At 39.7% G+C, this 6,990-nt stretch carries 4 protein-coding genes and 2 pseudogenes; all 6 read right to left on the bottom strand.

Features of this window, described 5'->3' with window-relative positions; all coding sequences use genetic code 11:
* Positions 1-131 (bottom strand): annotated as a pseudogene (locus tag RTR63_RS11330) (SOS response-associated peptidase); the annotation flags it as partial.
* Positions 132-172: 41 nt separating this feature from the next.
* Positions 173-1,333 (bottom strand): replication initiation protein, encoded by a 1,161-nt coding sequence (locus RTR63_RS11325; protein WP_007115662.1) that lies wholly within the window; start codon positions 1,331-1,333, stop codon positions 173-175.
* 259 nt (positions 1,334-1,592) lie between these two features.
* Positions 1,593-4,013 (bottom strand): annotated as a pseudogene (locus RTR63_RS11320) (type I restriction endonuclease subunit R).
* A 51-nt stretch (positions 4,014-4,064) separates the two neighbouring features.
* A complete protein-coding gene (locus RTR63_RS11315; protein WP_312524332.1) occupies positions 4,065-5,048 on the bottom strand; it encodes a PDDEXK nuclease domain-containing protein in 984 nt (327 codons plus the stop codon).
* A 112-nt stretch (positions 5,049-5,160) separates the two neighbouring features.
* Positions 5,161-6,087, bottom strand: a complete 927-nt coding sequence (locus RTR63_RS11310; RefSeq protein ID WP_312524330.1) for a ParB/RepB/Spo0J family partition protein — start codon at positions 6,085-6,087, stop codon at positions 5,161-5,163.
* The gene (locus RTR63_RS11305) at positions 6,080-6,928 is read right to left on the bottom strand and encodes a ParA family protein (protein WP_227716884.1); all 849 of its coding nucleotides are present in this window, start codon (positions 6,926-6,928) and stop codon (positions 6,080-6,082) included. Before RTR63_RS11305 ends, RTR63_RS11310 begins: the two co-directional genes overlap by 8 nt.
* Positions 6,929-6,990 lie beyond the last annotated feature (62 nt).

Below are 6,990 nucleotides of genomic sequence, written 5' to 3'. Positions count from 1 at the left end.
TGGGACATAAACGGATGCTGATCGGCATTGATGGTGAGCATGGTCATGGAGCGAACGATTTGCTCACCGATTTTAGTCATCTCATATAAAGCGGCTACGGTAGACGGCTCACCATCCTGGCGTTCAATGCCCAAATTAGCTATTAGTTGCAACAACCATTTAGACAAGCGGTTTACGTTTTTTTTCGATCAAGCAATTCTTGGATTTTATGGAAAGTGTTAACTTGCTTGGGATCTTTGAGCATGGGTTTCCAGTCTTCGAAAATATCAGGGTAGTCACGGCGGTCATTAGGTGACATTTTACTGGTGTTGGCATCAATAAATTCTTTTTGGTAAATGGCTAGTTTCTTAATTTGGGCATCTGATAAACCTTTGACCTGCCAAGATGTTCGCTGTTTGATATTGCCTTTTGGTATGCTATTTTGCTGATTCAACTGGTTAGGCGTTTGTGCCAGGTTTTTTACACTGATATCTTCAAAGCTAAATACCAGTTCAGATATACGTCTGCCTGATTTGTTTTGGGTATAAGTGACACGATAGGGGGTATTGGCTTCAACATCTTTGATCGCCTTATCAATCACATACAGCTTAAAGTCACTGATTTTTTCATAGTTTTCTTGGCAGTTGAATTTTTCTCTTAAATATTCAATGGTATACGCTCGAGTTTTATGTTTTTGATACATACAACTAGCAATAAGTTCAAACATTAGTAAGCCATAGCATCCAAGGCTGACAATCATGTCTCGCTGATATTTGGTATACGGATTGGCTTTATCAAACACTGTCAGCATTTCTACCACGTCATCCATCAACACAATTTCAATTTCGCCCAATTTAGGCTTATAGGTCGATTTACCGATCCAGCTCACTGCCGATTCTAATGATTCTTTAGTATTTTGGTTAAAATCCCAAAACACGAACGATTTATCCTGCAATCCCCGTCCGATTTTTTTGAGTTCTTTATAATAAGAATGGCTATTAATTTTATATTCATCAATAAAATCCTTTACCCTTATGACGAATTTTCGCTGATTAGGATTCTTATCAACCGCTTTTCGTACAATGGGCGATAAAAACATCACCAATCGCCGTTCATTCAAATCCAAGTTAGTAATGGCATTGAGTAGTCGATTTTGTAACACAATCCAACTTTCATCATATAGCTTATCGATATTTTTTAATGTGGAAGTTGCCGTAGCGGGTGGCTGTTCAGTACTCGCAATAAGCTCATTTTTCTTCTGCAAATTTTGTATTTGTTGCAGGAGTTGTAAAGTCTGTGTATCAATATTTGACAACAGTTGCAACGTTTCTGCGATATCAAGTGGTTGGGCCATATTAGACTCTATTTATAGATAGAAACACTATATAACGAAATTTGTATAAATTTTTCGTATAATACCCTATTTCTTTCGTCATTTCACCCTATAAACTTCGTTATATACCCTATTTCTTTCGTCATATATTCTAGTTATCCACAATGCAAATATATGATATTTAATTAAAAATTAACTATTTATAAATAGTGATAAAAAATATAAAAAAGAAAAAATATAAAAAAAGAAAAGAGGCATTTTATCTTTTATTTAATAGTTTTTATTTATCTTGAACAAGTTCTTCTGCAATAATTTCAGCTTGATTTAATACCAACTCTGTAGCTAGTAATTCCATATCAGGTGGATAACCATATTTCCTGAGCAAACGTTTTACGACAGTACGAATTTTGGCTCTAGCAGATTCTTTGATTGTCCAATCAACACTTATGTTATTACGAATGGTTGATGTTAAAACAATGGCGAGTTCTCGCAGTTTATCTTTACCCATGAGTTCTTTGGCACTGTCATTTTCGGCAACCGCAGAGCAAAACGCATATTCAAAGTCAGTCAGTTTCAGCTCATTAGCCAAACTATCGGATTCCTTGATTTCTTTGGCTAACTTAATAAGCTCTTCAATTACTTCAGCTGCAGTTAAGACTTTGTTTTGGTAGCCTTTGATAGCGTTGTTGAGCATGTCCATGAGTTTTTTGCCTTGGGTAACGCTGTGTTGCTCTCGCACTTTTATTTCATCATTCAGTAGTTTTTTAAGAGTTTCTAGAGCAATGTTTTTGTGTTCATAATCTCGCATTTCTTCCATGAATTCATCAGATAAGATAGAGATGTCGGGTTTTTGAATACCAGCGGCATCAAAGATATCGACGACCTTTTCACTCACTAAGGCCTGGTCAATGGTCTGTTTAACTCTAGTTTCCAATTCGCTGTTGCCGATACCTGCAGAATTGGTCGTCGGTTCATTGAATTTGACCAAACGTGCTTTAACCGCTTGGATACGGTCATGGCTACCGATTAAGGCTTCGGCTTTGACCCATTTGGCTCGTGCTTGTTGGGTGGCGGTGAGTTCGTCTTCGTTAAATTCTTCATCAAAGTCGGCTATCAATTTTTTGCCTTCGTCACTAATCGCCACTTTGGCAAGCCGTGATTCATAGAAAATCCGCACCGTTGCTCCATCTTCAACGACTTGGGAGATGTCGTAAATATCAACATAATCACCAAACACCGCTGGGGTGTTGACATCGTTTTTTTCAATCGGTGTGCCTGTAAAGCCTAGATAAGTGGCATTGGGTAAGGCATCACGCAAATATTTGGCAAAACCATAAACCGTGCGTTTGCCTGTCACGTCGCCAGCATCGTTTTTGACATCGACTTCTTTGGCGGCAAAGCCATATTGTGAGCGGTGTGCTTCGTCGGCGATGACGATGATGTTATGGCGTTCGGACAGCGTGTCATAGACATTGCTACCGTCTTCTGGCTGGAATTTTTGAATGGTAGTAAAAATGACACCGCCAGAATTGACTTTAATTAGTTCTTTGAGCTGCTCTCGATCTTCGGCTTGTTTTGGAGATTGCCTAAGCAATTGAACCGATGCCGAGAATGTAGCAAAAAGCTGGTCGTCTAAGTCGTTACGGTCGGTCAATATAACCACGGTTGGGTTATTCATGGCAAGCACGATTTTGGCTGTATAGAACACCATTGACAGGGATTTTCCCGAGCGTTGAGTATGCCAAACGACGCCTGCTTTTTTGTTACTAAGATTATTTTTTGGGGTGTCATCCTCATCACTATTTTCACTACTCGCTCGGATGGTTGATAATACTGCCTTATTAACCGCATAATACTGATGATATGCCGCCATTTTTTAATATTACCGATGATGATAATACCGTTTTTGTCTTCGGTTTTTTTAGCTTCAAAGACAATAAAATGCCGTACCATATCTAGTAGTGTGACTGGGTTAAGCAAACCTTGAATTAAGACATTAAGTTGTGGCTCGTGGCGGTGGGCTTCTGTGTCGCCTGTTTTGGTTTTCCATGTCATATAACGGCTAAAATCCGCCGAAAGTGTCCCTGCTTTGGCCTCTAGTCCGTCTGATACCACGCAGAACGCATTGTAGGTAAATAGTTGGGGGATTTGGGCTTGGTAGGTTTGGATTTGGTTATACGCGCCTTGAATAGTGGCGTTGGCATCGGTGGCGTTTTTTAGTTCGATAACGACGAGCGGAATGCTATTGATATACAAAATAAGGTCGGGTCGGCGTTTATATTTGCCTTTGGGGCTATCATGGGTGATGGTGAGTTGGTTAATGACCAAAAATTCGTTGTTGCTCGGTTCGTTCCAGTCAATTAACCAGACCTGCTTGCCTTGACTGTTGCCGTCCTTGTGGATTTCTAGGGCGATGCCTTCGGTAAGCCAACGGTGAAAGGCTAAATTATTGCAGACATTATTGGGTGTGGTGAGTTGGTTATGTTGGCTGATACGCTTCAAGGCATTGTTCTGGGGTGAGTTGTGGGTCGATGGTAGCGATAGCTTGTAGGACATTGTCTTGGAGCAAAACTTGGCTATAGGCTCGTAGGGGTTCGATGCCATAGGGTTCGATATCGACGCCATAAACGTGGCGATAGCCGATGGCTTGAAGTTGTTCGATAGCCATTTGTTCGCTGTCAGAGTCGTAAATTTTGCTCATGGGAATGTCCGTATTCTTATTTTTTGGAAAGTGTAGCAATTTGCCACAGTTTTATTTGTCTAATTCTAACTCGTTCAACATTTTTTCTAATTGATAAACTGCAACGCCAATCGGTTGGGGGTTTTGATTGAGTGCATATTCAACCACGACTTCGTTACGACTTTTACAAAGTAACAAGCCTATTGTTGGTGTGTCATGTTCGGTTTTGAGTTGCCTATCGACTGCAGTCACGTAGAAATTGAGTTGCCCGATATGCTCAGGTTTAAAATCGCCTGTTTTCAATTCGATGACAACGTAACAGCGAAGTTGCAGATGATAGAAAAGCAAATCGATATAAAAATCGTCACCACCAACTTCAATATGCCGCTGTTTGCCAACAAACGCAAAACCTGTCCCTAACTCAAGTAAAAATGCCATAATATGCTGAGTTAAAGCGGTTTCTAATTCTCGTTCATGATAGGCTTCGCCTAAGCTGAGAAAGTCAAAAATATAAGGATCTTTGAAAGTTTGGGTCGCCAAATCTGAATGTATCTCTGGCAATGTCTGCGAAAAATTATTGACGGCTTGTCCTGTGCGTTCTAGCAGACCGCTTTCTATTTGATGGACTAAGACATTGCGTGACCAACCATGTTCAATGGCTTTTTGGGCGTACCATAGTCTTGTTTCATTGTGAGAAAATTTATCCAATAGTACAAGATTATGACCCCATGGTAATAGTGCAACAGCCTGCTGCACTATTTGCTTATCTTGCCATGCTTCGGCAAACTTACGCATATATTTTAGGTTGCGAGTAGAAAAACCTTTGATTTCTGGGAATTCGGTGGATAGGTCTTTGGATAGTCTGTCAATAACTTTTGCACCCCAACCTTGTTGGTCTTGACGTTGTAGGATGTTTTGTCCGATTTGCCAATATAACAGCACCAGTTCTTGATTAACCGCAAGTATAGCTCGTTGTTGAGATGAGCGAATCTGTGTTTTGAGCTGATTGAGCCAGTCTTGGTAGCTCTGTTCGCTGGTTTGCTCGGTTAAAGACATTGATAATTTTCTCTTGTTTGGAAAGTGTGGCAAATTGCCACAGTTTCGATTTTTCATGATTAGTTAAAAAGTGTGGCAAATTGCCACAGTTTTTCTTTTTTGGATAGAAAGTTTAAGATGACACATTTTTTGTCATTAACATTTCGATAAATTGCTCAATCTCAGTGCGTTGTTGTTGGTCTAAGTCTTTGGCATTGATTTCGACCACATACTTTTTGCCTTTGTGATGAAATTTTCCAATCGGTTTACCATTAGAAATGATTGGTTTTATATCTAAAGGTGCAGCAATAGCGGGTGTTAAAATATCTTGGCTTAACTTTAAGCTTTGTTGCCTAATAAATTCTGCAATTTTTCCTTGTTCGAGCTTACCAAGCTCTAACATATCCCAGACATGGGATAAGATTTCTGTTGTTTGTTGTTCTGATAGTTGTAGTTCATTAATAACTTGCTTGATATCATAGGCTGCCGAGCGAGAGAGCAATTTAGGATTGCGTTCAACCTTTTTTAAAAAACTTGCTGGTAAATCGCGGTAAGCGAAATATCGATACATCTCTTTGCGATCAATACCAACGGCTTCTGCTAAACGAGACTTATTTGGAAATAACGATTCGATACTACGCAGTGCTTTACCAATTTCAAAATCGCAAAGATCTTCTCGACTCGCATTTTCTGCTAATGCTAAAATGGCAATTTCACTATCATCTGCTTGGGTCACAATTGCATCGATATGAGTTTTGCCCAGTAACTCATGCGCTTTAAATCGGCGTTCACCAGCGATTAGCTCGTAGTTTCCTTCATCGATCTCTCGAACTGTAACCGGCTGTAAAAGCCCCATCTCTTTAATAGATTCAGCCAAACTAGCAATTTCTTTTTCATCAAATACAGTACGGGGCTGAAAACGGTTAGGACGTACTTTATTTAGCGGTAACTTTTTTAGTTCATTGCCCAACTCTAAATGAGCTGACTGATTTGCATTAAGATGCTTTGCGCTGTTCTCAGCTAACTTCTGGGCTAACAATGCTTTGATATCTTTACTCATCATCAGCCTCATTATTTCCAATGACTAAATCTTCTTGATTATCTTTATGAATGGGTAGATTTAATTCATTCACCACCCATAATGCAAATTTTCTAAATTCACGAGCGACCTTGGAGGTACGGTCAATTCTTTGGATACTGGTTTGGGCCATAGCAGCCTGATTAATTTTGGTACTAGTAGGAATTTTAATAGGAATCAGTTTTCCAAGCTGCTCTCTGGCTGAACTTTCGATGAGCTTGCAAACCGTTTGGCGTTCATCATGGCGTATCAGCAATGCGCCTAATAAATTAAGTTTAGGGTTAATACGATAAATTTTTTGAAGGTGTTTAACCAAATCAGTTACGCCATACATTCCGTACTGAGAACCCGATTCAATCGGTATAATTAAATCGGTTGCCGCAGCTAAGGCATTACTGGTCAATAGTTTCAAACTAGGTGGACAGTCAATAAGAATAACATCATATAAACCTATTAACGGAGATATTTTGTCTCTTAATTCCTCTGAAGGACGTGGCGCTTCTTCTTTCAATTTATCTTCTGCAGCACCTAGCGCTAATGATCCATAGATAAGTGATACCCCCTCTATATTAGTATCCTCATGAATAGCTAGAGGAAGTTTTTCAGCTTCCGATAGTAATAGTTCAGCGATGGTGACGCTGACTTCGCTAGGGTGGTCTTTGCCAATATGTAGACTTGCATTAGCTTGAGGGTCAAGGTCAATGACTAGGACAGATAGTTCAAGCTTTGCCAGTTCTGCTGCCAGGTTGACCACTGTAGTGGTCTTACCACAGCCACCTTTGTGATTGGCAACAGCGATAATTTTAGTCTGCTTTTTTATCATTTTGTGTACGATACCATTAAAAAGTGTGCATGGTATTATAGCTTATAATCAACAGTATTAGG

It is taken from the genome of Moraxella sp. CTOTU47724, assembly GCF_032014955.1.
Lineage (GTDB): Bacteria > Pseudomonadota > Gammaproteobacteria > Pseudomonadales > Moraxellaceae > Faucicola > Faucicola tetraodonis.
This window is presented reverse-complemented; position numbering and strand designations above follow the sequence as displayed.

What these genes read in the sequence shown, in the direction of transcription:
- RTR63_RS11325 (WP_007115662.1), bottom strand. Translation starts at nt 1,333, where the DNA reads ATGGCCCAACCACTTGATATCGCAGAAACGTTGCAACTGTTGTCAAAT.
- RTR63_RS11315 (WP_312524332.1), bottom strand. Translation starts at nt 5,048, where the DNA reads ATGTCTTTAACCGAGCAAACCAGCGAACAGAGCTACCAAGACTGGCTC.
- RTR63_RS11310 (WP_312524330.1), bottom strand. Translation starts at nt 6,087, where the DNA reads ATGAGTAAAGATATCAAAGCATTGTTAGCCCAGAAGTTAGCTGAGAAC.
- RTR63_RS11305 (WP_227716884.1), bottom strand. Translation starts at nt 6,928, where the DNA reads ATGATAAAAAAGCAGACTAAAATTATCGCTGTTGCCAATCACAAAGGT.